The sequence below is a fragment of the Rhodopila sp. genome (genome assembly GCF_965277165.1).
GTDB lineage: Bacteria > Pseudomonadota > Alphaproteobacteria > Acetobacterales > Acetobacteraceae > Rhodopila.
This window is the reverse complement of record NZ_CBDICE010000006.1, coordinates 2,305,693-2,330,881: the sequence shown is the minus strand read 5'-3', so window position 1 is coordinate 2,330,881 and position 25,189 is coordinate 2,305,693. Positions and strand designations below refer to the sequence as shown.

General features: G+C 66.1%; 23 protein-coding genes and 1 tRNA gene. 7 read left to right on the top strand and 17 right to left on the bottom strand.

Annotated elements, in window-relative coordinates; translation table 11 throughout:
- Positions 1 to 31 precede the first annotated feature (31 nt).
- Genes dnaQ through ACQY4Y_RS22900 form a run of 3 tightly spaced genes read right to left on the bottom strand, consistent with a single transcriptional unit; the run spans position 32 to position 2,143 of the window.
- Positions 32 to 709, bottom strand: coding sequence for a DNA polymerase III subunit epsilon (gene dnaQ, locus ACQY4Y_RS22910; RefSeq protein WP_428492882.1), 678 nt, complete (start codon positions 707 to 709; stop codon positions 32 to 34).
- On the bottom strand, positions 706 to 1,293 hold the full coding sequence (coaE, locus tag ACQY4Y_RS22905) for a dephospho-CoA kinase (RefSeq protein ID WP_428492881.1): 588 nt from the start codon (positions 1,291 to 1,293) through the stop codon (positions 706 to 708). The genes dnaQ and coaE overlap by 4 nt, the downstream gene beginning before the upstream one ends.
- A 10-nt stretch (positions 1,294 to 1,303) precedes the next feature.
- Complete coding sequence (locus ACQY4Y_RS22900) at positions 1,304 to 2,143, bottom strand: shikimate dehydrogenase (protein WP_428492880.1); 840 nt, start codon at positions 2,141 to 2,143, stop codon at positions 1,304 to 1,306.
- On the opposite strand from ACQY4Y_RS22900, the gene ACQY4Y_RS22895 reads away from it, so the two are divergent.
- Positions 2,142 to 2,621, top strand: a complete 480-nt coding sequence (locus ACQY4Y_RS22895) for an ArsR/SmtB family transcription factor (protein ID WP_428492879.1) — start codon at positions 2,142 to 2,144, stop codon at positions 2,619 to 2,621. The two genes, ACQY4Y_RS22900 and ACQY4Y_RS22895, sit on opposite strands and share 2 nt — an antisense overlap.
- A gap of 2 nt (positions 2,622 to 2,623) precedes the next feature.
- The gene (locus ACQY4Y_RS22890; RefSeq protein WP_428492878.1) at positions 2,624 to 3,136 is read left to right on the top strand and encodes an SRPBCC family protein; all 513 of its coding nucleotides are present in this window, start codon (positions 2,624 to 2,626) and stop codon (positions 3,134 to 3,136) included.
- Positions 3,137 to 3,141: 5 nt separating this feature from the next.
- On the opposite strand, the gene ACQY4Y_RS22885 is transcribed toward ACQY4Y_RS22890, so the two are convergent.
- On the bottom strand, positions 3,142 to 3,999 hold the full coding sequence (locus ACQY4Y_RS22885) for an isocitrate lyase/PEP mutase family protein (protein ID WP_428492877.1): 858 nt from the start codon (positions 3,997 to 3,999) through the stop codon (positions 3,142 to 3,144).
- 182 nt (positions 4,000 to 4,181) lie between these two features.
- Here ACQY4Y_RS22885 and ACQY4Y_RS22880 point away from each other — a divergent pair, with 182 nt between their 5' ends.
- Complete coding sequence (locus tag ACQY4Y_RS22880; RefSeq protein ID WP_428492876.1) at positions 4,182 to 5,033, top strand: alpha/beta fold hydrolase; 852 nt, start codon at positions 4,182 to 4,184, stop codon at positions 5,031 to 5,033.
- Positions 5,030 to 6,199: a dipeptidase gene (locus ACQY4Y_RS22875; RefSeq protein ID WP_428492875.1), complete on the top strand. Its 1,170-nt coding sequence runs from the start codon at positions 5,030 to 5,032 to the stop codon at positions 6,197 to 6,199. Before ACQY4Y_RS22880 ends, ACQY4Y_RS22875 begins: the two co-directional genes overlap by 4 nt.
- A gap of 17 nt (positions 6,200 to 6,216) precedes the next feature.
- Here the strand turns inward: ACQY4Y_RS22875 and ACQY4Y_RS22870 are convergent, their stop codons facing one another.
- Both ACQY4Y_RS22870 and ACQY4Y_RS22865 read right to left on the bottom strand, forming a co-directional pair.
- Positions 6,217 to 7,281 (bottom strand): serine hydrolase domain-containing protein, encoded by a 1,065-nt coding sequence (locus ACQY4Y_RS22870; protein ID WP_428492874.1) that lies wholly within the window; start codon positions 7,279 to 7,281, stop codon positions 6,217 to 6,219.
- Positions 7,282 to 7,296: 15 nt separating this feature from the next.
- Positions 7,297 to 8,127, bottom strand: a complete 831-nt coding sequence (locus tag ACQY4Y_RS22865; RefSeq protein WP_428492873.1) for an AraC family transcriptional regulator — start codon at positions 8,125 to 8,127, stop codon at positions 7,297 to 7,299.
- A gap of 224 nt (positions 8,128 to 8,351) precedes the next feature.
- On the opposite strand from ACQY4Y_RS22865, the gene ACQY4Y_RS22860 reads away from it, so the two are divergent.
- Complete coding sequence (locus ACQY4Y_RS22860; RefSeq protein WP_428492872.1) at positions 8,352 to 9,194, top strand: class I SAM-dependent methyltransferase; 843 nt, start codon at positions 8,352 to 8,354, stop codon at positions 9,192 to 9,194.
- A 3-nt stretch (positions 9,195 to 9,197) separates the two neighbouring features.
- On the opposite strand, the gene ACQY4Y_RS22855 is transcribed toward ACQY4Y_RS22860, so the two are convergent.
- From ACQY4Y_RS22855 to ACQY4Y_RS22840, 4 genes are all read right to left on the bottom strand, one after another.
- The gene (locus tag ACQY4Y_RS22855; RefSeq protein WP_428492871.1) at positions 9,198 to 10,481 is read right to left on the bottom strand and encodes a NupC/NupG family nucleoside CNT transporter; all 1,284 of its coding nucleotides are present in this window, start codon (positions 10,479 to 10,481) and stop codon (positions 9,198 to 9,200) included.
- Complete coding sequence (locus ACQY4Y_RS22850; RefSeq protein WP_428492870.1) at positions 10,481 to 12,139, bottom strand: thiamine pyrophosphate-binding protein; 1,659 nt, start codon at positions 12,137 to 12,139, stop codon at positions 10,481 to 10,483. The genes ACQY4Y_RS22855 and ACQY4Y_RS22850 overlap by 1 nt, the downstream gene beginning before the upstream one ends.
- 149 nt (positions 12,140 to 12,288) lie before the next feature.
- Complete coding sequence (locus ACQY4Y_RS22845) at positions 12,289 to 12,915, bottom strand: zeta toxin family protein (protein WP_428492869.1); 627 nt, start codon at positions 12,913 to 12,915, stop codon at positions 12,289 to 12,291.
- A gap of 15 nt (positions 12,916 to 12,930) precedes the next feature.
- A complete protein-coding gene (locus tag ACQY4Y_RS22840; RefSeq protein WP_428492868.1) occupies positions 12,931 to 13,146 on the bottom strand; it encodes a hypothetical protein in 216 nt (71 codons plus the stop codon).
- A gap of 328 nt (positions 13,147 to 13,474) precedes the next feature.
- Between ACQY4Y_RS22840 and ACQY4Y_RS22835 the strand changes: the two genes are divergently transcribed.
- Positions 13,475 to 16,186, top strand: coding sequence for an MGH1-like glycoside hydrolase domain-containing protein (locus tag ACQY4Y_RS22835; RefSeq protein WP_428492867.1), 2,712 nt, complete (start codon positions 13,475 to 13,477; stop codon positions 16,184 to 16,186).
- Positions 16,187 to 16,254: 68 nt separating this feature from the next.
- On the opposite strand, the gene ACQY4Y_RS22830 is transcribed toward ACQY4Y_RS22835, so the two are convergent.
- The 5 genes from ACQY4Y_RS22830 to ACQY4Y_RS22810 all read right to left on the bottom strand — a co-directional run bounded on the left by ACQY4Y_RS22830 (position 16,255) and on the right by ACQY4Y_RS22810 (position 21,107).
- Positions 16,255 to 17,307 (bottom strand): LLM class flavin-dependent oxidoreductase, encoded by a 1,053-nt coding sequence (locus ACQY4Y_RS22830; protein WP_428492866.1) that lies wholly within the window; start codon positions 17,305 to 17,307, stop codon positions 16,255 to 16,257.
- Between the two features lie 122 nt (positions 17,308 to 17,429).
- Positions 17,430 to 17,503 (bottom strand) — tRNA-Cys (locus ACQY4Y_RS22825).
- 184 nt (positions 17,504 to 17,687) lie between these two features.
- Positions 17,688 to 19,139, bottom strand: coding sequence for an NAD(P)/FAD-dependent oxidoreductase (locus tag ACQY4Y_RS22820; RefSeq protein WP_428492865.1), 1,452 nt, complete (start codon positions 19,137 to 19,139; stop codon positions 17,688 to 17,690).
- A 335-nt stretch (positions 19,140 to 19,474) separates the two neighbouring features.
- Positions 19,475 to 20,629, bottom strand: a complete 1,155-nt coding sequence (locus ACQY4Y_RS22815; RefSeq protein WP_428492864.1) for a GNAT family N-acetyltransferase — start codon at positions 20,627 to 20,629, stop codon at positions 19,475 to 19,477.
- Positions 20,630 to 20,639: 10 nt separating this feature from the next.
- Positions 20,640 to 21,107 (bottom strand): RidA family protein, encoded by a 468-nt coding sequence (locus tag ACQY4Y_RS22810; protein WP_428492863.1) that lies wholly within the window; start codon positions 21,105 to 21,107, stop codon positions 20,640 to 20,642.
- A gap of 206 nt (positions 21,108 to 21,313) precedes the next feature.
- Between ACQY4Y_RS22810 and ACQY4Y_RS22805 the strand changes: the two genes are divergently transcribed.
- Positions 21,314 to 22,057 carry a hypothetical protein gene (locus ACQY4Y_RS22805; RefSeq protein ID WP_428492862.1) on the top strand — a complete coding sequence of 248 codons (744 nt, stop codon included), beginning with the start codon at positions 21,314 to 21,316 and terminating at the stop codon, positions 22,055 to 22,057.
- A 33-nt stretch (positions 22,058 to 22,090) separates the two neighbouring features.
- Here the strand turns inward: ACQY4Y_RS22805 and ACQY4Y_RS22800 are convergent, their stop codons facing one another.
- Positions 22,091 to 23,401: an MFS transporter gene (locus ACQY4Y_RS22800; RefSeq protein ID WP_428492861.1), complete on the bottom strand. Its 1,311-nt coding sequence runs from the start codon at positions 23,399 to 23,401 to the stop codon at positions 22,091 to 22,093.
- 213 nt (positions 23,402 to 23,614) lie between these two features.
- Positions 23,615 to 25,087: a TSCPD domain-containing protein gene (locus tag ACQY4Y_RS22795; RefSeq protein WP_428492860.1), complete on the bottom strand. Its 1,473-nt coding sequence runs from the start codon at positions 25,085 to 25,087 to the stop codon at positions 23,615 to 23,617.
- Positions 25,088 to 25,189 lie beyond the last annotated feature (102 nt).

Below are 25,189 nucleotides of genomic sequence, written 5' to 3'. Positions count from 1 at the left end.
CCTGGCTGCGGGACTGGCGTTTTTCAGACCATCACGGCAGCAGCCAGACTGGGTCCTTGATCCGCGCCAGGAACGCCGCGTGGGCAGCGATCTCCTGTTCGGTCGGCACGACCGGATGCGGAGTGCGCGTGCCGGTGTGAAGGTAGACGGTGACCGGCCCGCGCGCATCGTGCGCGGCCAGCGACAGGCCGCGTTGGCGGCCACCGGTCAGCTCGACATAGACCTCGGCCAGCAGCTTGCAGTCGAGCAGCGCGTTGTGGGTGGTGCGCGCCGACAGGTCGATCGAAAATCGGCGGCATAGTGCGTCCAGGCTGTTCGGCATGCCGGGGAAGCGGAGTTTCGCCAGGGCCAGCGAGTCGATCATGCGGTCGCGAGCCAGCACGGGCAGGCCGGCGCGGGCGAATTCCATGTCGAGAAAGGCAAAGTCGAACGCCGCGTTATGCGCGATCAGCTTGCTGTCGGCGAAGAACGCCACAAGCTGGGCGGCGGCGTCGGCGAATAGCGGCTTGCCGATCAGATCACTGTTGGTGAATCCGTGCACGCGCGATGCCTCGGTCGGGACATCGCGTTGGGGATCGATCAGCGCGTGGAAATGCTTGCCGGTGGGCAGATCGTTGATCAACTCCAGCGCGGCGACCTCGATCACACGGTCGCCGTTCAGCGGGTCTAGCCCGGTGGTCTCGGTGTCGAACAGCACGGCCCGCGTCATGCGCGCAGTGTCCGGATGAACCGGCGCAGCGCCTGCAGGGTGTGGGCGCGCGACAGACCCGTGCGCACCACCAGATCGGCGCGACGGCGTTTTTCGGCATCGGGCATCTGGCGGGCGATGACCGCCTCGACGTCGGCCTTGGACATGCCGCGGCGCAGCGCCACGCGGTGGACCTGGATCGCGCGCGGGGCGGAGACGACGACCACGGTGTCGACCCGCTGGTCGCCGTTGACTTCGAACAGCAGCGGGATGTCCAGCACCACGGCGCGTTGGCCGGCGCGACGGGCGCGGGCGACGAAGGCGCGTTCATCGGCTTCGACCATGGGATGCAGGATGTGCTCGAGCCGGGCCAGCGCTTCTGGGTTGCCGAGCACGGCGGCTCGCAAGGCGTGGCGGTCGGTGGCGCCACGGCTTGTGGTGCCGGGAAATGCCGCCTCGATCAGCTTGACCGCTCGGCCGCCCTTGGCCTGCAGCCGATGCACCGCCAGGTCGGCATCGAACACCGGGATGCGGGCTCGGCGGAACGCCGCCGCGGCGGTCGATTTGCCCATGCCGATGCCGCCGGTCAGACCGATAATTCTCAAGCGGAGATCCTCAGGCCGGTAGCAGGTCGGCGGCGACGAAGCGGCGCAGGGCGTCGTCCACCGTCGGGTCGGCGCCGAACCAGGCGCGAAATCCCGGCACCGCCTGGTGCAGCAGCATACCGAGGCCGTCCACGCAGTTGATCTGGCGGGCGCGAGCGGCGGCGAGCAACGGCGTTTCCAGCGGCACGTAAACGATATCGGCCACGGTCAGACCAGGCGCGGCGCGGTCGAGGTCGATGCGTAGCGGCGGTTGGCCTGCCATGCCCAGCGGCGTGGTGTTGATCAGCAGGGCGTTATCGGGCAGGGCATCGTCGCGCGCGTTCCACTCGATCACCTGCAGGCCGGGCAGTTCGCGGGCCAAGGAGTCGGCGCGCGATCGGGTGCGGTTGGCGATGCTGACCGGCACGCCCAGGTCCAGCAGCACCGCCGCCACCGCACGCGCCGATCCGCCAGCACCGAGGATCAGCGCCGGGCCGGCGGCAGGGTCCACGAGCTGCGCTCGCAGGTTGGCCAGGAACCCCCAGCCGTCGGTGTTGCTGCCGATGATCCGGCCGTCGCGGAACACCATGGTATTCACCGCGCCGGCACGGCGCGCCGATGCCTCGACCTCGTCACAGACCGCGAAAGCCGCGATTTTGTGCGGGATGGTCACGTTGACGCCAGCAAATCCGGCCAGCATCAGCCCGCGAATCGCTGCTGGGAAATCGGCGGGGTCGATCGGCAGCGGCAGATAGGCACCGTCGATGCGGTGGCGTTCAAGCCAGAAGCCGTGCAGCCGGGGCGATCGGGAATGGCTGACAGGCCAGCCGGTGATCCCAGCTAACCGCGCCGTGCCGGAGAGAATCGTCATGCGGCGGATTTTACCGGGTGGCGAGGCCGATGTCATTGCGGAGAAGCGGTTCCGTTCGGCGGCCGGCTCGCGCGGATACCGGTTGTTGGACCGCCGCGGGGCTTTACCTTACATAACTGATCCGTTATATAGCCTTATGGATACGCAAGGCTCGCTGAACAGGACGTTTGCCGCTCTCGCCGACCCGACACGGCGTGCCATCCTGGTCCGGCTTGCGCGCGGTGACGCCACGGTTGCGGAACTGCAGAAGCCGTTCGCGATCAGCCAGCCGGCGATCTCGAAGCACCTGAAGGTGCTGGAGGCCGCCGGGTTGATCGAGCGCAGGCAGGCGGCCCAGTCGCGGCCTCGGCACCTGAATGCCGCGGCGCTGAACCAGGCGACGGCGTGGTTGCGGCAGGTGCGTAGTCTGTGGGCCGACAGCTTCGATCAACTAGATGATTTCCTGAAAGAAACACGCCCAACCACCGAGGAGGAATAGCGATGGAATCAAATGAAACGGCCAACGCCGGGGCGTTCGTCATCAGTCGCGCGTTTGGCGCGCCACGCCAACGGGTGTGGGATGCTTGGACGAAGCCCGACCAGCTCAGCCGCTGGTTCGGCCCGAAAGGTGTCACGACAACGGTGCTGGCGCACGAGCTGCGGCCGGGCGGGATGCTGCATGCGCACATGGATACGCCCGATGGCGGGCGGATGTGGGCGAAGTTCGTCTACCGCGAGATCGTTGCGCCGTCGCGCCTGGTCTGGATTCACTGCTTCTCCGACGAGCATGCCGGCGTGGTGCGCGCGCCATTTTTTGACGGCAACTGGCCGCTTGAACTGCTGACCACGGTCACGTTTAGCGAGGAGGGTGCGGCGACGCGGGTGACGCTGACCTGGGCGCCGCAGAACGCGACCGAGATTGAGCGGCGCACCTTCGCGGCCAACATGGGCTCGATGAACCAGGGCTGGACCGGCAGTTTCGAGGTGCTCGACGGACTGCTGGGCGGAGCATGAGAGGCTCAGGTGAGGAATTTCTCGGTCCAGCTCCTGTAGTCGCCTTCGCGGGTCAGCTTGGCCATCAACTCGGACGAGGCGATGCCCGGCAGGGCCGATGGCTTGATGCCATCGCGCAACGCCTTCAGCGTGTCGTAGGTCGCCTTCACCGCGGCGGAGAACGGCTGATGGCCTTGCAGCGCGATGCGCACGCCACGACTGGCGAGGTAGTCCGTGTCCTGCAGGTCGCCCGACACGCCGCCCAGCATCAGCGGGATGGTGACTTCGGCGGCGATCGCATCGAGGTCCTGGCGGGTCAGGCCGCCGGCGATGAACAGCGCGTCCACGCCGGTGGCCTGATAGGCCTTCAGCCGCTTGATGCCGTCCGCCAGACCGTTGATCGAGGGCGAACTGGTCCGCCCGATCACCACCAGTTCGCTGTCCTGGCGCGCGGCCAGCGCGGCGCGCATCTTGCCGACGCCTTCTTCCAGCGAGATCACCGTTGGCCTGGTCTCGCCGAAGGCGCGCGGCAGGTGCGTGTCCTCGATCATCAGGCCGGCGACGCCGGCGGTTTCGAGTTCCTGCACGGTGCGCATCACGTTCAGCGCGTTGCCGTAGCCGTGGTCGGCATCGACCATCAGCGGCAGCGTGCCGGCGCGGTTGATCCGATAGGCCTGGTCGGCGAACTCGGTCAGCGTTAGCACGATCAGGTCGGGCGCGCCCAACACGGTGAAGGACGCGATCGAGCCGGCGAACATGCCGACCTCGAAGCCGAGTTCCTCGGCAATGCGGGCCGAGATCGCGTCGTGCACCGACCCTGGGTGGATGCAGGCGATGCCACCGATGGCGGTCCGGTAGCGTTGGCGGCGATCGGTCCAGTGCATGGTTTCCCCCGTTGCGAAGCGGCTGCATGTTAGAGCACGAACGCGCGGAGCGGAACGTCCCCCAACGCCGGTAAATCGAGCCGAGCCACTCAGGATGACGCTGGCAGGATGACGCTGGCAGGATGACGCTGGCAGGATGACGCTGGCAGGATGGTCGGGGACGGAGAAGGGAGACGGCAAGCATGGAGCATCACTACGCCGACATGGGCGACGTGCGGCTGCACTACGTGACGGCGGGGCAGGGCTTCCCGGTGGTGCTGATGCATGGCTGGCCGCAGAGCTGGTATGAATGGCGGCTGGTGATGCCTGGTCTGGCCGAACGGTTTCGGGTGATCGCGCCCGATCTGCGCGGATTGGGCGATTCGTCGCGTCCGGCCGATGGCTACGACAAGAAGACGGTCGCGGGTGATATCTGGCGGTTGGTGCATGATGTCCTGGGGATCGATCGGTTCAATCTGGTCGGCCATGACTGGGGTGGCCCCGTCGCCTATGCGCTCGCCGCCGCGCATCCGGACGCGGTGCGCAGGCTGGCGATCCTGGATGTGACAATCCCCGGCGACGGCAGCCCGAACATCAGCCAGGGCGGCCGGCGTTGGCACCACGCGTTGCATCAGACCCTGGACCTGCCCGAGGCCCTGGTCTCGGGCCGCGAGGACATCTACCTCGGCTGGTTCTATCGCAGCTACGGCGCCAGGCCGGATGTCATCGCGGAGACGGATATCGCGGAATATCTGCGGGTTTACCGGCAGCCGGGCGCGTTGCGCGCGGGGTTTTCCTACTATCGCGCGATCCCGCGTGACATCGCCGACAACGCGGCGATCGCGGCCGGCTTCAAGCTGCCGATGCCGGTGCTGGCACTGGGCGGTGATCGTTCCTGGGGGCGCAGAATGGAGGTGGTCGAGTCGCTGCGTCGTCTGGCGGTGGATGTGCAAGGCGGCATGATAGAGAATTGCGGCCATTGGATGCCGGAGGAACAGCCGGTGGAGCTGCTTGCTCGGCTGCTGGGGTTTTTCGGCGAGGCGGAGCGGTCATGAATGCGGACGGAACGCGGCCCCCACGCGTGGAAAAGTGCCCTGCAATAACGATTTTTGATGGGCATAACGATGCCGTGCAGTATCTGCGGGAGTACCGGCCGGGCGGGCGGGATTTCCTGGTGCGGTCGGATGACGGCCATCTTGACCTGCCGCGTGCCAGGGAAGGTGGACTGATCGGCGGCTTGTTCGCGATGTTCGCCAAACCGGAACGGCCGCCCGAGGCGGATCTGATCAAGTCCGGATCGGGATATGAGGTGCGCCTTGCGGGTCCGCTCGAGTCCACTTATGCGCGCGACCGGATCGACGCCCAGTTGCGTGCCCTGAACCAGTTGGTGGATCGGGCAAATGGCCAGATTCGCTGGGCGAGAAATGTCGATCAGATCGAGGCGGGGCAGCGCGACGGCGCGTTCGTGATGGTGCTGCACCTGGAAGGTGCCGAGGCAATCGGTCCCGATCTGGATAATCTGGAGCAGTTGTACGCCGCCGGGCTGCGTTCCCTTGGTCTGGTCTGGAGTCGGCCGAACATTTTCGGGCACGGCGTGCCGTTCGCGTATCCTCGGTCCCCCGATACCGGGCCGGGCCTGACGGCGACGGGAGCGGCGTTGGTGCGGGCCTGCAACCGTCTGGGGATCATGATTGACGTGTCCCATCTCAACGAGCGGGGCTTCTGGGATGTCGCGGCGCTGAGCACCGCGCCCCTGGTCGCCACGCATGCCTGCGCGCACGCGATTTGTCCGTCGACACGCAATTTGACCGACCGGCAGCTTGATGCGATCCGCGCTTCCAACGGGGTTGTCGGATTCAATCTCTGTGTCAATGACGTGCGACCCGATGCCCGGCTGGATGCCGACACGCCGCTCGACACCGTGGTGGATCATCTGAACTATCTGATGGAACGTCTTGGCGAGGACTGCGTCGCGTTGGGATCGGACTTTGACGGCGCGGTGATGCCAAGGCCGATCGGGGACGCCAGCGGTCTGCGGCATCTGGTCGCCGCGCTGCGTGCTCGGGGCTTCGATGATGTCACGCTGCGGAAGATTTGCCTGGAAAACTGGCTTCGGGTGTTCCGGCTGACCTGGCGGTGTGCCGGGCGGCGTCGAGCTGTGGCGTGCGCTTGGCGGCCATGTCCTGAAGCACCCGGCCCTGCCGGCGGGCGCCGCGCCTGAAGGGATCCGTTTCGGTGTTATCGACGCAGTGACGGCAACAGGATATCGCGCAGCACGGCCAGGGGTGGGCGCCATTGGTCGGCGGCGTCGTAGTTGCCGGCGGTGATCGCGACGACCAGATCGAGCCGTGGCAGCAGAAATAGGCGCTGGCCTCCGTTGCCGATGGCGCTGATCGTTTGCTCCCAGCGGACACCGCCGGCCGCATCGTCCATCGGCGTGGCGCCGAGATACCAGTGATAGCCGTAGTGTCTGCCGTCCGGCATGGATGCATGCGGGCCGAACGAGGCCTGCAGCCAGCCGGGCGGAATGGTCGGTGGGTTTTGCCGGTCGCTGATCGCCGCGGCGCCGAGTCGGGCGAGGTCGCGCAGGCGCATGCGGAGCCCGGAGGCGGCGATCGCATGGCCGCCGTTGTCGCGATGCCATTCGACGTGCCCGATGCCCAGCGGGGCGAACAGTGCCTGCCGGGCGTAGTCCTGCAGCGAGTGACCGGTGCCGTTGGCGATCAATCGCGCGAGCAGGGCGGTGGCGCCGCCGTTGTAGGTCCAGCTCTGTGGCGCCGCTGCGGCGATCGGCCGGTCCAGCACATAGCGGATGCGATCGGCGGCGTTGTCCATCGCGATCTCGCTGTTGCGGGGATCGGAATACGGCCGGGTGGTCTCGTCCCATTCGGTGCCCAGCGTCATGGTCAGGGCGTGGGCGATCGTCCAGTGCCGGCGGGCCGGATCGACCGCGAGGTCGCGGTATTGCGGAAATTGTTCGAGAAGGTTGGCGTCCGGACCGGGCACGTGGTTTGCCGCGAGGGCGATGCCGTAGAGCAGGCCGACGATGCTCTTGGTCACCGAACGTAGGTCGTGCAGCAGGTCGGGGCTGAAGCGGAGCACACCGAGCGGCCTGGCGCGGGCGGTGTCTGGACCGGATAAGTAGCGTTCGAGGAAGATTTGGCCGCCGCGCGCCGCGAGCACGCCGTGCAGGTTCGGCAAGACCCCAGCCTGGCGTGCGATTTCGAACCGATCGTTCAGGTCGGGGGCGAAGCCGGCCTTTTCCGGATCGGTGATGTCCCAATGCGGCGGCGGCGTTGGCATGGCCGTAATCCTCAATCAGATTCGGATCGGCACCCAGATCTGAAACCCACCGGTGCCGGCGTGCGGGTCGAAGCGTTCGTCGTAACGTTCGAACACCGGCGCATCGGCGACCTGGTGTCCCGATTGCGGCAACCAGTGGTTGAAAATCGCCACGAAGGTCGCGCGAACGGTGGAGACATGGTCCGTATGGGTGAACACCGCGTAGCGCTGGGCGGCCACGCGAAGCCTGGCCAGGTCGTTTGGCAGGGAACCTAGGTCCCCGACCTCGACGCCGGCGAGGTAGTCGAAGCCGCTGTCGTCGGTGTTGTAGCAGACGCCGTAGCTGATCCGGTCCACCTGCCCGGGCACATGGCCGGTATGCTCGCGGAAGCGTTGCCATAGCGCCGGCAGTGCAGCGAGGGTCGTGAAGCTGTAGCGCTCGGACAGACCGGCGATGAGCAGCGTGCGGCCATCTTCGATGCGCGGTGTTTGCGGTGTGAGTTTGGTTGTGTCGTCCATGCGATAAGCCTCCACCAATAACAGATCATCAAGTTTGGCCTGCGCCCGCAGTGCATCCGGCGTCAGGCCAAACTGGTCACCGAACGCTCGGGTGAACGCCTCATGCGAGGCATAGCCGGCGTCCAGCGCCACCGTCAGAATATCGGGCGCGCCGTTTGCCAGCGTCTTGGCAGCTTCGGTCAGGCGCCGGGCGCGAACGTAGCGCATCACCGAATGGCCCGTCGTCAAGCCGAACGCGCGAAGCATGTGAAAGCGCGACACGCCGGCAACTTGCGCAACATCCGCCAATGTTATATCGTTATCGAAATTACTCTCGATGAACCACAATGCCTTGGCTACAGGTTGCATCTCTGTTCCCTGCCGGTCCCTACCCGGGGTATCGATTTTCATTTAGTCCGGTCAGCGGCGACGTGCTTGACCGCGATTGCGCAGGGCCGCCGGCTGGCGCATTTTCGCCCTGAATATTCGTGCTGAGAACGGCTTGGCTTTTTATTTACTCACACGATTCAAACGCTCTGGAGGCTCGACTCGGTCTGCCTGGGTGCTGTCGGAGTTTGATCAGGAACAAGGCGATGATCTTTCCGAAGCGGCTGCAGACGACCGCCGCGGTCGCGGCCCACTACGACGAGCTTGACAGCTTTTACCGCGAGATCTGGGGTGAGCACATTCATCACGGCTACTGGGCGACCGGGCGGGAGACCGCCGAGCAAGCCGTATTGGCTCTGGTCGAACTGTTGGCCGACCGATTGCGCTGCGAACCGGGGCATCGGCTGTGCGACATCGGCTGCGGCTACGGCGCCACCGCCAGAATGCTCGCCGGACGTCACGCGGTCGATGTGACCGGTGTTACCATTTCGCCGGTGCAAGCCAAGCAGGCGCGGTCGGTTGCCAACGAACACGTCCGCATCGTGCAGCAGGACTGGCTGACCAATGGTTTCGCCGCGGACTGTTTCGACCGCATCTACGCGATCGAAAGTTCCGAACACATGCCGGACAAGCAGCGCTTCTTCAACGAAGCCTTTCGCACGCTGAAGCCGGGCGGCGTGTTCGTGGTGTGCGCCTGGCTTGCTGGCGACCATCCCAACCGCTTGCAGGTCCGGCACTTGCTGGAACCGATCTGCCGCGAGGGCCGGTTGCCGAGCATGGGAAACCGAGCAGACTACCAACACCTTGCCGAGGCGGCGGGCTTCCGCTTGATACAGACCGAGGATATCAGCGATCGCGTCGCGCGCACATGGTGGATCTGCATCCGCCGCGGGCTGGCCGCGCTGATCGCCGATCGTCGGTATTGGCGCTTCCTGCTAGACCGGACTGCGACCGAGCGGATCTTCGCGGTCACCATGCTGCGGATCATGATCGCATACCGTATCCGCTCGATGCGCTATTGCCTGATGGTGTTCTGCCGGGACGCCTGACGATCAGGGCCCTGCGAGCGCGCCTGCCACCGCGCCGCTCATGCAGGTCGCCAAGGTTCCCGAAAGGATCGTGCGCAGCCCTAGTTGCACGATCTCGGCCCGGCGCGCCGGCACCATCGCGCCCAAGCCGCCGATGACGATGCCGAGGCTGCCGAAATTGGCGAAGCCGCACAGCGCGTAGGTCAGCACCATGCGGCTGCGGGGCGAGAACGTTCCCGCCGGCAACTGAGAAAAATTCAGGTAGGCGACGAATTCGTTGAGCACGGTTTTCGTTGCCATCAGCATCGAGGCGGCTGCGGTCTCGGCCCACGGCACGCCGATCAGCCACATCAGCGGGCGGAACGGCAGCGCGAGCAGGCGCTGCAGAGTGACGGTACTGCCATCCCAGGTTCCCAGCAAGCCCAACGCCATGTTGACCAGCGCGACCAACGCCACGGTGACCAGCAGCACCGCGATCACGGCGGCGAGGATGGGCAGGCCGTCCATGGTGCCCTTGACCAGCGCATCCAGGCTGCTGTGCGGCGGATCGTCCAGCGCCAGGCGCCCCTCGGCTCGGTCTGAGGCATCGAACGGCACCATCAGCGCCGCCACCGCCAACCCGGCCGGGGTGCTGATGATCGAGGCGATCAGGAGGTGGCCCAACGCATTGGGGACAAATGGGCCGAGGAACGAGGCGTAAATGATCATCACCGTGCCAGCCACGCCAGCCATGCCGCAGGTCATCAGCGCGAACAGTTCACCGCGCTGCATCCGCGACAAATAGGGCCGCACCAGCAAGGGGGCCTCGATCATGCCGACGAAAACATGGACCGCCGCACCCAGCGCCAACGGGCCGCTGATGCCCATCGATCGGCGCAATACCCAGGCGAACGCGGCGGTGATCCGTTGCAGCAGACCCCAATAGAACAGCAGGGACGCCAGTGCGCTGATCGTCAGGATCAGTGGCAGCGCCTGGAACGCCAGGATGAAGCTGGCGCCGGGATGGGCCTCGGCGAAGGCGGGCGCGCCGCCACCGAGATAGCCGAATACGAACTGGGTGCCGACCAGCGTCGCCGCATGCAGCGCGTTGGCGGCATCGTTCAACCAGAACATCGCCCGGTTGGTGCCTGGCACGTCGATCAGCAGCAGCGCGAACGCCAATTGCAGGGCCACGCCGCAGGCCACTGTCCGCCAGGGGATGCGCCGGCGGTCCTCGCTGCACAGGAAGGCCAGCAGCAGCAGTGCGGCCAGCCCCAGACCTGCATGCAACAAAGGGCTGGCATGCAGCATGGGGCCGGCATGCGCCATCAGCCGGCGGGTTTCTGATTGAACGGAAAGTATGCCGGGAATTCGCCCACCGCCGTCATGTCGACTTCCACCATGGTCAGCCCCTTGATCGCCAATGCCTTGGCAACCGTATCGCCAAATGTATCGGCATGGGAAACGCGGAAATACGGAATGTCGGACAATCCGGCCAGCTTTTCCAGATCGGGGCTGTCGAGGTCGGCATAGTAACGGCGTCCCTGGGCGGTGGCGTCCTGGATACGCTTGATCACGCCGTAGCCGCGATCGTTCATCACGATCACCGTCATGTCCAGGTTCTCCTGCACCGCGGTCCACAGCTCACCGACATTGAGGAAAAAGCCGCCGTCGCCGGTCATGACGACGGTCTTGCGATCGCCGGCGGCGGCGGCGGCGCCGATGCCCAGGCAAAGCCCCTGGCCGATGCCGGCACCCACTGGATAGACGTTCTGGTTCGGCGCGTTGAGCGGGAACACGCGGTTGCCCCAGGTGGTGTTGCTCTGGGTGACGTCGCGCGCCCAGATCGCATCGCGTGGCATCACCTTGCGCAATTGCTCGCTAAACGTGCCATAGGCGCCCAGCGTGTCGATGAACGCCCGCTGCGCGTTGCGTTTCAGCTGCTTGAATTCCTCGACATAGTCGGAAGCGACCTTGAGCTTTCCCTCGATTCGGCTGACCAGGGCGTCAAGCGTTGCCGCGGCGTCGCCGCAGACGAAGTAATTGCTGGCGTAGGTGCGCCCGTTGGCCTCGGGTTCGGCGTCGATCTGGATCAGATTGTCCGGCAGCCTGACATTGAAGTCGTTGGTTTCGTGTCCGCGCACGCGGCAGCCGACGACCAGGCACAGATCGACGGTCTGGTAGAAGTCGGTGACGGTCGGCATGCCGCTGCCGGTCAGGCCGCCGAGATTCTGGGGATGGTCCTCGGGCACCGTGGCGCGGCCGTTGAAGCTGGTGACCATGCCGAAGCCCATGTCCAGCAGCCTGGCGGCGGCGCGACCGGCGTTCTTGGCGCCATTGCCCAGCCACAGCAGTGGCCGTTTCGCAGCGATGACCCGCGCCGCCAGTTCGTCCAGTTCGGGCGCTGTCGGCACTCGGGGCGGCGGCAGCGGCAGCACGAAATTGTCCAGCATGGCCGGCCGGTCCAGCTTGGTGCGCTGCAGGTCGATCGGCACCTCGACGCTGACCGGCCCCATCGGCGGGGTCAGGGCCTGCACCGCCGCCTGGGTCAGCACGCCCAGCGCGTTCTGCGCCGAACGGATGCGGTAGGCGGCCTTGCAGACCGAGCCCATCATGCCGAGCTGATTGTAGGGGTCGTGCACCGGGCCCATGGCGCGATCGGCGAATTTGGTCGAGGTCAGGCCGGTGATGTGCAGCACCGGGGATCCGGCGAACCGCGCCTCTATCAGGCCGCCGATGGTGTTGGCGGCGCCCGGGCCGGTGGAGGACAGGATAACCCCCAAACCGCGCGAGACCCGCGCGTAGCCATCCGCCATGTGCGCGCCGCCGAGTTCGCCGCGCGCCATCATGAAGCGGATGGTGTTGCGCCGGCCGATCCCGTCCAGCATCGGAATGTTGTGCACGGAGGCGATGCCGAACACGGTGCTGACGCCACACGCGGCGAGGAATTCGGCGACGAGATCGCCGACGGTGTAGTCGCTTGCCATTTTGAACTCCCACGGTCTGCGGACGAAGCTGAAACAGAGCTCAGGTCGCGTCAACGCCGGCGGGGTGGGGCGATGTGTTGGGGCTGGTCGGTTAGCGGTGCGGGGTTGGTGCGGGGCGTGGGCGGTCGACGATCCGGAAAGCGGTCAGGTCATTCGTGGTCCGGCCTGGCGGTTTCCGCCAGTTCCACCAGCGCTCGGTCGACGGACGGATTTATGCCCGGCGCGAGGTATCGCAAGGGGCCGCCATCGTTGCGCGAAGCCAGCAGAACCGGCGCGGCCGAGGCTGCGCTGTTGTCGAATATCATCAGCAGATCGGCGAGCGGCGCGAACCATTCGAGTTCCTGGTGCGAGCGGTGGTGCCGCGCGATCGCCGTTGCGGGATCGACGTCGTGTCCACCCTTGGCGGCACGCTCGCTGACCCGAAGTGGGGCAAGTTCCGGAGGATGCAGGGAAATGTAGATGAGCCCGAAGCGGAACCCGTTCGCCTTCGCTTTCAGCACGTCGTCACGGTATTTTCCGGACGACAACACCGTTTCCACCACGAAGCTGTGGCCCGCGTTGATAAAGTGTTCGACTTGCTGATCGACCGCGATTGCGGCCTGAAGGTTAAGCTCCGATGGTCTGGCCTTCGGAAACCGGTTGCGGAGCACCAGGGTGTGTTCGTCAGCGTTAAGCTTGATCAGATATTGATGACCCAGATCGTCAAGAAATCGGCTGGCGAAGCTGGACTTTCCCGCACCGTTGGGGCCGGCGATCAGCCACATCCATCGGGCCATGCCGGGCGGTGATCGTCACCGCCGGGGGACGCTGCGGGCCTTGAGTGGGCGGCGGACCACCAGCTTGCCGTCGACGGCGCCATGGGTCGGGATGCCCAGCCGATCGTTTTCCGCTACCTCGGCTCTGGCGGCGCGGACAAACGAGTGTTGCGCCAGCGCGATCAACGCGTCAGCATCCTCGAACAGAGCATCGTCGTTTGCCGCGTCCTTCGGTTTACGCACGGCCGCCATGGCGTTGCTCCTGCGGGGGTACCATGATCCAATAGTGGTGTTTTTGGCAGCGTTTCGCAAGATTTGCTCGGCGATGAGCAAGTTTGATAGGCGGTGCCATCGGCTGGTTCGAATGAAATGAGCATCAAGCCGCGGCGCCCCCGACAGAAATGCGACGGAAAATGGCCCCGACGGAATTCGAGATGCCCAAGTGGTTGGGTGATCCAATGGCCGGGTTTGGTCAACTTGCCCGGCCGACAGTGCCGCCTAGGCGGCAGCCATTTGTTTTGTCATACCATACAAGCGCCTGGAACGATCCGCCCAGCGCGATCATGCGGTAGGGTTGGGAATGCCAAGTCACCTGCTGGATACCGCCGAGGGCCAACGGCTTGCCAACCGAACGGCCTGGCTGCGTTGGGGACCGTACCTGTCCGAACGCCAATGGGGCACGGTGCGCGAGGACTACTCGGCGGACGGTGACGCCTGGAACTATTTCCCGTTCGAGCAGGCCCATCAGCGCGCCTACCGCTGGGGTGAGGACGGTATCGCCGGCTTCACCGACGATCGGCTGCGCTGGTGCCTGTCGCTGGCGCTGTGGAACGGGCGTGACAAGGTCCTGAAGGAGCGGCTGTTCGGGCTGACCAACGAGCAGGGCAATCATGGCGAGGACGTCAAGGAGCTCTACTACTTCCTGGATGGAACCCCGACGCATTCCTACATGCGCATGCTGTACAAGTATCCGCAGACGGCGTTCCCGTATGACGAATTGCTGGCCGAGAACCGGCGGCGCGGCCTGGACCAGCCGGAATACGAGTTGCTCGATACCGGCGTGTTCGATGGCGACCGCTACTTCGATGTGACCGTGGAGTATGCCAAGGCGACGCCGGATGACATCCTGGTTCGCATCATCATCGATAACCGCGGGCCGGAGGCAGCCGATCTGCATGTTCTTCCGCAGTTATGGGCGCGCAACACCTGGGACTGGCGAACGGGCATCCCGGAGCCCGGATTGGAACTGTCAAACGGCGGCGTGATTGCCTGGCACAACCGGATGCCGACCCGCCTTCTATCGATCGATACCGGTGCGCGCTGGTTATTTTGCCGAAATGAGACCAACAACCGGGTGCTGTACGGGTCGCAGGACCCTGGTCCGTTCAAGGACGGCATCAATGACTTCGTCGTGGCGGGACGCGATGACGCGGTGCATCACAGCAAAGGCACCAAATGCGCGGCTCATGTGCAGTTGAGCGTGCCGGCGCACGGGCGCCGAGTGGTTCGGTTGCGCTGGCGGCCGAGTGGCGTTGATGCGCCTGAGGCGGCGGCAACCGGGGTAGCCGTTGCCAATGTGAGCTCCAGCGCGCGAGCCGACGCTTTCGCCGACCACGATGCGGTGTTCGCCCAGCGGATCGCTGAAGCCGACGAATTCTACGCGGCCCTGCAGACCAAGCTAGCCGACCCCGATGCCAGGCTGGTGCAGCGCCAGGCGCTGGCCGGCATGCTGTGGTCGAAGCAATTCTACCGCTACGACGTGCGCCGTTGGCTGGAGGGCGATCCATTGCAGCCGAAGCCTCCGCCGGGCCGCGAAGGGGCCCGCAACAGCGACTGGCAGCACTTGAACAACCGCGATATCATCTCGATGCCGGACACCTGGGAGTATCCCTGGTACGCGTCCTGGGACCTGGCGTTTCAGTGCGTCACCTTCGCTCTGATCGACCCGGAATTCGCCAAGCAGCAACTTCTGCTGCTGACGCATGAATGGTTCATGCATCCGAACGGTTCGCTGCCGGCCTATGAATGGGGGTTTGGCGACGTCAACCCGCCGGTGCATGCCTGGGCGGCGTGGCGGGTGTTCCGGATGGATGCCGGGCTGCGCGGCACCGCGGATTTCGAGTTCCTGGAACGCGTGTTCCACAAGCTGATGCTGAACTTCACCGGCTGGGTCAATCGTCAGGACGTCGATGGGCGCAACGTGTTCCAGGGCGGCTTCCTGGGACTGGACAATATCGGGGTGTTCGACCGCAGCAAGAAGCTTCCGGTGGCCGGGCGGATCGACCAGTCGGACGGCACTTCGTGGATGGGGATGTATGCGCTGAACATGATGCGGATTTCGCTGGAGCTGTCCACGCGCAACCGCGTCTATCAGGCGATGGCGACGAAATTCTTCGAGCATTTCCTGGCGATTGCCGCGGCGATGACGCAACAGAACGGCCGCCGCGGGCTGTGGGACGAGACCGATCAGTTCTACCACAATGTGCTGCGGCGACCGGATGGGTCAGCGATTCCGCTGCGGCTGTTCTCCCTGGTCGGGCTGTTTCCGCTGTTCGCGGTAGAGGTGCTGGAGCCCGGAGTGGTGGAACGCTGCCCGGAATTCGCCGAACGGCTGCGGTGGGTGTTAAATCATCGGCCCGATCTGGCGGGTCTGGTATCGCACTGGGATGTCGAGGGGAAGGGCTCGCGCCGGCTGCTGTCGCTGCTGCGCGGCCACCGGATGAAGGCGCTGCTGAGGCGCATGCTGGACGAGACGGCGTTTCTGTCGCCGTATGGGGTGCGCAGCGTGTCGCGCCAGCACCTGGACAAACCGTTCACGCTCGACCTCGACGGCCAGCATTTTCAGTTGAGCTACGTGCCGGGCGACAGCAACAGCCGGGCGTTCGGCGGCAACTCGAATTGGCGCGGGCCGATCTGGATGCCGGTGAACTTCATGATCATCGAGTCGCTGTATGGCTTCCATCACTACTATGGCGACGATTTCCGAGTGGAATATCCAACCGGATCGGGCGTCACTCACAGTCTGCGCGAGATCGCCGATGCCCTGTCTGATCGGCTTATTCGGCTGTTCCTGCGTGGGCCGGATGGCAAGCGTCCCATATCGGGCGATGTGGCCAGGTTGCACGATGATCCATTGTTTCGCGACCACGTGCTGTTCCACGAATATTTTCATGGCGATACCGGGCAAGGGCTGGGGGCATCACACCAGACCGGCTGGACCGGTCTGGTGGCGCTGCTGCTGCATGGGCGGGAGTTGGATGACCCGACGCAAATGGATATGCCGACCGGGTAGCCCGGCCGACCGGGCAGCAGCGCAAGTGTGCGCGACCGGTTGCTGCTCGGGTCGGAACGGCCTCGCGTTCAGGCCAGTTTCGCCAGCACGGCGTCACCGAACAGGCGCATCGACGCCTCGGCCGCGGCCAGCGGCAAATCGTTGAAATTGACCTGCAGCGAGGCGGTTTCGAAGCCGCCGACCTGGCGCTGATAGGTGGCGATGGTGTCGAGGATCCGTTGCGGCGTGCCGGCCCAGATGGCGCATTTTTCCACCTGGGTCTCGAACGTCTCCCGCGCCAGCCCGGCGATGACCTTGTCGTAGCCCTTGTAGTCCGCCGAACGTGTGTCCGAGACCCAGGCCGATGCGGCTGTTACCAATGATCGCAAGTATCGCTGCAACGGTCCGCGGGCGAGCCGCTCGGCTTCCGCCTGATCTTCGTGGCATAGCATGTGGAACGCCAGCATCACCGAACCGCGGCCGGGGTGGCCGGCGCTGCGCCAGGCCTCGCGATAGAGGCCGATCAGTTCGGCCATCGCCGCGCCGCCCATCGGGATCGCCATGATGCCATGGCCCAGCGTGCCGGCGCGTTCGAACGATTCCCTCGATGCCAGGGCGGCGACATAGAACGGCGGGCGTGGGCGCTGGGTCGGGCGCGGCAATGACGTCACGTTTTGAAAGCTGTGAAATCGTCCGGCGGCGGTGACGTCGGGTTCCTCCAGCAGGCGGCGTACCTGTTCCATGCCCTCTTCGAACCGGGCTCGGCTTTCGTCGAGATTGACGCCGAAATGGGCGAATTCATGCGGCAGGAAGGCGCGGGCGAAGCCGACATCCAGGCGCCCGTCGCACAGCGCGTCGAGCATGGCGATCTCGGCGGCGAGTTTCAGTGGGTTGTTGAATGCCGGCAGCACCGCGCCGGTGACCAGACGAGCGTGGCGGGTTATCTGGGCGGCGGCGGCCAGGAAGATCATCGGATTGGGGCTGTAGCCGCCGTATTCGTTGAAGTAGTGCTCGATGGTGCGGACGTGGTTGTAGCCGTAACGATCGACCAGCCCGACGAGGTGCAGCGCGTCGTGCCAGTAGTCGCGGGCGGACTTCTGTTCGGGGCCGATATCGGGAAAGAACTGGATGCCGACCTGCATGGTTCCTGTCGATCCCCCGGTGGGTTGCGACACGTAGCGATAGCACGAAGTTGCGGCTCTGAGCCACGGGGGGTGGAGGACGCCGGCCGATGCAATCAGGGACACGAAAGCGGGCTGAGAAATGGAGGTCCGGGCCGGAATCGAACCGGCATCCGCGGATTTGCAGTCCGATGCATCACCACTCTGCCACCGGACCCCGGGTGCAGGAGGCGGTATATGGTTCGCCGCTGGCTTTTGGGTCAAGAGGCCAGTTGGGCTGGGTTTGAGCGGGGGCAAGAGAAGCCGCCCGGCGTTATGCGCGATGGATTTAATCGGGTGCAACAATATCCCGGCGGCGCGGATACACCCATTGCTGGGCACGAGCGGGGTAGTGATCGGCCTCAGCCGCGAGCGCTGGCCGGATCCGAGGCGCGTGCCGGGACCGGTTGGGCGGGCGTGTCAGGCGATGGGTAAGGCGTGGCTGATGGATTCGGGTGATCCGGAGCGTGGCGCGCCTGCTGGGTCCTGCGTTCGTCATCGCCGATCGAGCCCGCGCGATCCGATCGCTCGGACAGTGCCCGGTCGACGCCGGTCATCAGCCGCGCGCCGCTGCCGTAGGTGATCCACGCCCAGACCCAGTTCAGGTAGACCACCATCTTGTTGCGCGCGCCCAGTAGCAGGAACAGATGCACCGCGCCCCAAAGCATCCAGGCCAGAACCCCGGTCATGCGCAACCAGCCGAAATCGGCGACGGCGGCGGACCGGCCAAGCACCGCGAGCTGGCCGTAGTCGCGGTAGTGGAACGGCTTCGGTGCGCTGCGACCTTCGATGCGGGCACGGATCATCCGCCCGAGATGATAGCCCTGCTGCTTGGCTACCGGAGCCAGAGCCGGCAAGGGCTTGCCGTCCGGGCCAGCCATTTCGGCAACGTCACCTATGGCGAAGATATCGTCGTGGCCGACAACCGAGCCGTCGGCATTGACCTTGATCAGACCATGACGGCCGGGCTGGGCATTGATCCATCGCGCCGCCGGTGTTGCCTCGGTGCCGGCGCACCAGAACACGTTCGCCGCCGCGATCCGATGCCCGGCGGCGGTGATGCCGTCGTCGCGCACGTCCTCCACGGTCTCACCGGTGCGGACCTCGACGCCCAGCGCCTTCAGCTTGCGGTCGGCATAGGCCGAAAGCCGTTCGGGAAACGATGCCAGCAGGCGCGGGCCGCCCTCGCAGACCACCACCCGGGTGGATTTCGGATCGATATGGCGGTAATCGCGCGCCAGGGTGGAGCGCGCCAGTTCGGCGATGGCGCCGGCCAACTCGACGCCGGTGGGTCCGCCGCCGACCACGACGAAGGTCAACAAGGCACGGATCTCGCCCGGGTCGGTGCGGCTTTCGGCGAGCTCGAACGCGCCCAGCACGTGCAGGCGGACGCGTTCCGCGTCATCCAGCGTCTTCAGCGAGATCGACCGCGAGGCCCAGTCATCGTGGCCGAACCAACTGTAAACGCTGCCGGTCGCCAGGATCAGGACGTCGTACGGGATTTCGCCGGTTTCGCGCACTCCGACCAATCGCCCGGCGGTGTCGACGCCGTCCACTTCGCCCATCAGGACGCGGACGTTGGGTCGGCGTGAGAAAATCGAACGGATCGGCACCGCGATGTCGGATGGGGCGAGTGCCGCGGTGGCAACCTGGTACAGCAGGGGTTGGAAAAGGTTGTGGTTGGTGCGGTCGAGCAGGGTGATGTCGACCGCCGCCGGGGCGAGTGCCTGAACGACGTTCAGGCCGCCAAATCCGGCGCCGACCACGACAATGCGCGGCCGCTGTTGCGATAACGCATCGGCTGTCCCGGTCATCTGGCCCACACCGGTGCCACGCCGGCTGGCCGCCGCAGGTCGAAGCCCGGTTGGGTGCCGCAGATCTGGTCGGGGGCGAAACAGACGCCTCGGCTGCCCGTCATGTCGTTAACCTCGGAGCTGGAATGGCACGCCGCGGGCGCGCTGATAGGCTTAAGCAGCTCGGGCGGTGTCGGGTTCCCGCCACGCGGGTCAGAAGCACGGCGGCGCGAGGTCATACCAGCGGCCCGAAGACTTGACTCATCGGTTAGCCGACCGGCCGCTGGTATTGATTTTGCGCGCAGCCGCCACGCCAACCCTGCGCGCATACCAGTCGGCCCTTCGGGCCGCTGGTATCAGTCCTCGCCTTTGCGGAATGGAGACTCCTCGGCCAGCGCCGCCATCTCGGCCTCGATCCCGGCGCGCTCTTCGGTAACAAAACTCGCCACCGCCCGACGCAGCCCGGCATGGGCGATCCAATGGGCCGAATAGGTCGGTTTCGGCATGTAGCCGCGCTGGATCTTGTGCCGCCCCTGAGCGCCGGCTTCGACCCGCCGCAGGCCGTGCTCGATCGCCCAGTCGATGGCACGGTAGTAGCAGAGTTCAAAGTGCAGGAACGGCCAGTCGCCTCGGCAGCCCCAGTTGCGCCCGTAGAGCGCCTCGTCTCCGGCCAGGTTGAGCGCGCCGGCGACCGGCTTGCCGGCATTTTCGGCGTACATCAGCACCACCCTATCGCCCAGGCGCTGCCCGAGCAGCGAGAAGAACGATCGGGTCAGATAGGCCGATCCCCATTTGCGATCCACGGTCGAATGGTAGAACGCATAAAAGGCATCCCAGTGCCGTTCGGTGATGTCGGATCCCGACAGGGCATGGAATGTCAGGCCCGCGGCATTGGCGTCGCGCCGCTCGCGCCGCAGGATCTTGCGTTTTCGAGACGACAGCGCGGCCAGAAACGAGTCGAAGTCGGCGTAGCCTTCATTCTGCCAGTGAAACTGCATGCCGATGCGACGCAGCCAGCCGGCGTCGCCCAGTCCAACCCATTCCTGCTCGGTGCAGAATGTCAGGTGCACCGAGGAGAGCGAGAGCGACTGGCAGGCTTGCTCCAGCGCGTTGGCCATGGCCGCGACCGGAATGGCGGCATCAGGATGGCGCAACAGGCGCGGCCCCGGCACCGGGCTGAACGGCACCGCCGCCTGCAATTTCGGGTAATACCGCTCACCGACCCGTTCCAGCGCGTTGGCCCAGCCGTGGTCGAACACGTATTCGCCGTAGCTGTGCGACTTGGCGTACATCGGCACGACGGCGACGATCGCCGCGTCGCGTCGCAAGACCGCGTGCTGCGGCAACCAGCCGGTGCGGGCGTTGGCCGATCCGCTGTCCTCCAGCGCACTGAGGAAGCCGTGGCTGAGGAACGGATTGCCTTCCCCCGCGCAGGCGTCCCAATCGGCGGCATCGATCTCGGCGATCGCGGGATGCAGCGTCAGGGTCAGGGTCGCCGCGGCATCCGCCATCCGGTGCTGCCTAGAAGATTTCAAACAGGCCCTCCACCTCTACCGCCGCATCGGCCGGCAACGACGGCACGCCGATGGTGGTGCGGGCGTGCCGTCCGGCTTCCCCGAACACCGCGACGGCGAGGTCGGAGGCGCCGTTCATCACCAGCGCATGCTGGGTGAACTCCGACGGCGCGGCGATGAAGCCGCCCAGCCGGATCACGCGCTGCACGCGATCCAGGTCACCGTTGCAGGCCGCTTTCAGGTGCGCCAGGACGTTGATGAAACACAGCCTTGCCGCCTGCTTCGCCTGGTCGAGCGAGACGCCCCAACTGACCTTGCCGGTGATCGCGATCTCTCCGTCGATTGCCGGCACCTGACCGGAGACTACGACCAGGCGCCCGGTGACCACGTAGGGCACGTAGTTCGCGAGCGGCGACATCGGGCGGGGCAGGGTGATGCCGAGTTCCGCGATCGTTGCTTCGATTCGACCCGCCATGGGGTGCTCCTTCGCGACATTGCGTTGCAGCGTAACCCATGATCGCACCGCGCCAAAGGGGGACAAGGCGCGGCTGGGAAAATTCGCTGGGTCAGCTGGGGTCGGGCGGTATTTTGGTCAACTTCGCGGCGCTCGGCTTGATGCGGCCGACGCGCTGCTAAGATAGATGTCAAGCGGACCCTGTGCCGCGGAGGGAGCAGGAGCAGATGTTTTCGACACCGGGATCGGCGGCGCGCAGCGCTGGCAGCGTGGCCCGACCAGCGGTCGGCGGTGGCGCAGTGGCCCGAGTGATGGCGTTGGGCGTGGTCATGTTGCTTGGCGCTTGCGCGGCGTCGCCCGACGCAGCGTTCCGCGTGTTGCCGGGGCCCGGAAAGGACCAGGCGGCGTTCGGGCAGGATCAGGCGGTCTGCCAGCAACATGCGGTCGCGCATACTGGCTACGGCACGCCGGCGCCCCCAACGGCGGGCGCGGCCGCCAAGCCGGGCGCAATCGCCGCCACTGGCGTGCCGTTCGACGCCACCGGGTACCTGCAGTGCATGGCCTCGCGAGGGGACACGGTGCAGGCCCAGCCAAGCGCGTATCCCTTGGGAATTTACCCGGATGAATACCCCTACGCGTATCAATATGGCTATCCGTACGCCTACTCATACGGTGTTCCCGCCGAACCCGGATATCCTTATCCGTTCTATGATGGGGCCTTGTATGGCGGTCTGGGCCTTGGCTTCGGCTTCGGTGGCGGGCGGTTTTTCCATGGTTCGTTTCACCATGGATTTCACCACGGCGGCTTCGAACACCATGGCTTCGAACACCATGGCTTCGGTCATGGCGGCTTCGAACATGGCGGCTTCGAACATGGCGGCTTCGGGCACGGCAGTTTCGGGCATGGCGGTTTCGGGCATGGCGGTTTCGGTCATGGCGGCGTCGGGCATGGCGGCTTCGGGCACCGATAGGCTGCGATGGGCAGAGGTCTGGCCGCAATCAGGTCAAGCCGGAAGCGGCCGGCCCGCTGTCTCCGGTGCCATGGCGATTGCCGGCAGCCCGATCAGATAGATCAGTGAAACGGCGGTGATGGCCAGCGGATACGATCCGGTTAGCGCCACAGTCACACCCACCAGGGTCGGCCCGACCGCCCCCAGCACCCGTCCCAGGCTGAACGCGAAGCCTGCCCCGAACGAGCGCTGCGCGGTGGGGAACAGCTCTGGCAGCCACAGTGTGAATAGCGCGAACACGCCGTTGGTGAAGAAGCCCAGCGGAGGCAGCAGCCAGATGAACAGCGTCACGCTGTCGATCAGCATCGCGGCAAGCAGGTAGGCTGCCAGGACCGAAACCAGTGACCCAATGAAAAAGATCGCCGCGGCGCGCCGCCGTGGCCCGATCCCGGTGGCGATCCAGGGCATCAGCCCACATGCGACGAAGGTGCCTCCGTTCAGCAACAGACCGCTGAACGAGGCGGTGCGCTGCGCCGCCGCCATCGGCGTTCCGGCCGCCGTCAACTTGGAGATGATCAGGGTCGGGGCCCAGAACGTGCAAGACCACAGGCCGAAGATGATGCACGCCATCATGCCTGCGGCTGCCCAGGTGGTGCGCGCCTGAGGTCCGCGGAACAACGGCCCGAGGCCCGGGCCGGCCAAGCGGCGGGACCCCGCCGGCTGGGGTTGCGCCACGGCTCGGCGCCAGACCTTTGGCTCCGGCACGCTGCGCCGCAGCCAGACTGTCAGCAGCGCCGGCAATACCCCCAGCAGGAACACGCCGCGCCAGCCGATCAGCGGCACCAGGAATGAGGCAGATACCGCGAGCAACCCGCCGATCGGGGTTGCCGTATGCAGCCAACTGGCGAGCCGTATGCGCATCTTCTCGGGCACCGATTCCTGCAGCATCGGCGTTCCGGCGGCCCATTCGCCGCCGACACCAAACCCGGCCAGGAAGCGGAACACCGCGAACGAGGTCAGGCTCCAGGCGACGCCGCACAGCGCGGTTGCGAACGAATACATCAGGATGGTGAGGCACATGATGCGGACGCGTCCGAAACGATCCGCCATCCAGCCCCAGAACATCGAGCAGGCCCAGCCCAGCATGAAGATCGAGAACAGGTAGCCGCCATAGCGCGCGATGTTGCCCTTGCTGGCGTCGAGGCCGCCGCTGTGCAGCAGATCGATCAGCGCCGGGACCAGTACGAAGATGTAGAGGCCGCTGTCGAACCCATCGAGCATCCAGCCGCTCCAGGCGGCCCAGAATGCCCTGGCCGGCGAGACCGACGCGTCCTCGGCCGCAGCCACATCCTTGGTAACCGCCACTATCGATTCCCCCCCGTGTTGTTGGCGGGAGAGCAGCACCGACGGGACACCGCCGCAAGCCGCGAGCGACGATCAGGCAGGGCCGATGAGCCGCTGGGCACGTGTGAACGGGGTGGTTCGGACAAAGTGCCGGCGATTGCCCGAGACCGTGGACGTCCGACGTGCGATCGCGGTAGCGATCAGCCGAAGGCTGACCGGCGCCGGGGGCAGCGATCAGCGCTGCACCACCCGCAGGCCGCGACGCCGAGCCCGCGGCGAGGCCTCGGGCGGCAGTTCCAGCGGCAGCAGCGGCGACTGATCGCGGGCGCCGTGGCCGACGGTGTCGGCTTCCTCGATCTCGGCATCGGGCAGGTCGCGCCGGCCCAGATAGTTGGCCGCCAGATTGCGGAAGGCGTAGTCCAGCAAGGACGTGGCTGCGTGCACCGCCGGGTCACCCTCGACCAGTCCGGCGGGCCCGAACCGGGTGAAGGTGAAGGCCTCGACGAAACGTTCGAGCGGCACACCGTGCTGCAGACCGAGGCTGACCGCGTGGGCGAAATTGTCCATCAGGCCGCGGAATGCCGCGCCTTCCTTGTGCAAGGCGACGAAGATTTCTCCCAGCGCGCCGTCGTCATATTCCCCGGTTCGCAGGAACAGCTTGTGGCCGCCGACGGATGCCTTCTGGGTGTAGCCGCTGCGCCGTCCAGGCAATTCCCGCCGCTGCACGGTTGCGGACCGGATCGCCAGTGGCATCGGGCGCGGCGGCATCAGGTGGATGAACGGCGCCACCGCGTCGTGCATCGCCGCGTGCGCCACCGACCCGTGTGACGGCAGAGGATTGCCGCCGGCCAGCGCGGTCGCCAGTGCCTGCTCTGCGGTGATGCCGTTCGCTCCCAGCCACGCCCGAGTGGTTCGGGTCAGGTCGCCGGCTTGGCCAACGGGGGAGAATGCCGGGGCAATGCCGCCGGTCTCGCAGCCCAGCAACGCTTCGGCCGGTCCGGGGGGAGCGATCGCCGTGGTGGTACGATGCAGCACACCCTCGATCGCCGCCGCCGCCGCGCGGGCGGCGTGGGCGGCGGCCGGCAATCCAGCTATCGCAGCGCGGGCGGGGGGCAGCGGCCAATCGAACGGTGCCGGCCGCATTGAACCGGCCAAGCGTGCCAGGCGCCCGGAGGTTGCATCTGCTCGGCCGCGCACGATCGCGGCGAGGCAGCGCGCGACATCGCGTGCCGACTCGGTTGCGTAATCGAGGCCCAGCGCGGCCAGCAGCCCGGCGAGGTCGGCTAGCCGGATACTGATATCGCGCGCCAGCGGGGCAGCGAATCGCAGTGCGATCACCGCGGTTTCGACCGCCTCGGCGAGGTCCGCCAGATCCATTTGCGCATCACTGTCGAGGAACGCCGGCAGGTTCAGCACGAAGCCCGGACCATCCTCGGCATCGAGCCGCCAGATCGCCTCGGTCGGCGCGGCGCGGCGCAGCAGCAGCAGCCGGTGCAAACGGTCAGCGAGCGGGATATCGCAGCCGGCCGTTGCCGCCGCGGCGGCGATCGGCGCGATCCAGGCCTGCGCGGCTCCCGCCAGAGTGGCGGGGCCGGGGTTCGGCGCCAACCCGGCCAGCGCCGCGGCGGCGGAGTCGTCCCAGGAGGTCGGCAGCGAGACCGAGCGCGCTGTCGCATCCGGATCGGGCGACGCCTCGGTGCGCCGCATCCGCACGCCTTGCCAGATTCGATGCGGCCAGATCCGATGCGGAGTACTCCGAGGGCTTTTCATGGCGCCGATGTTATTCGACGCTGAGACGTCGGAATAGCT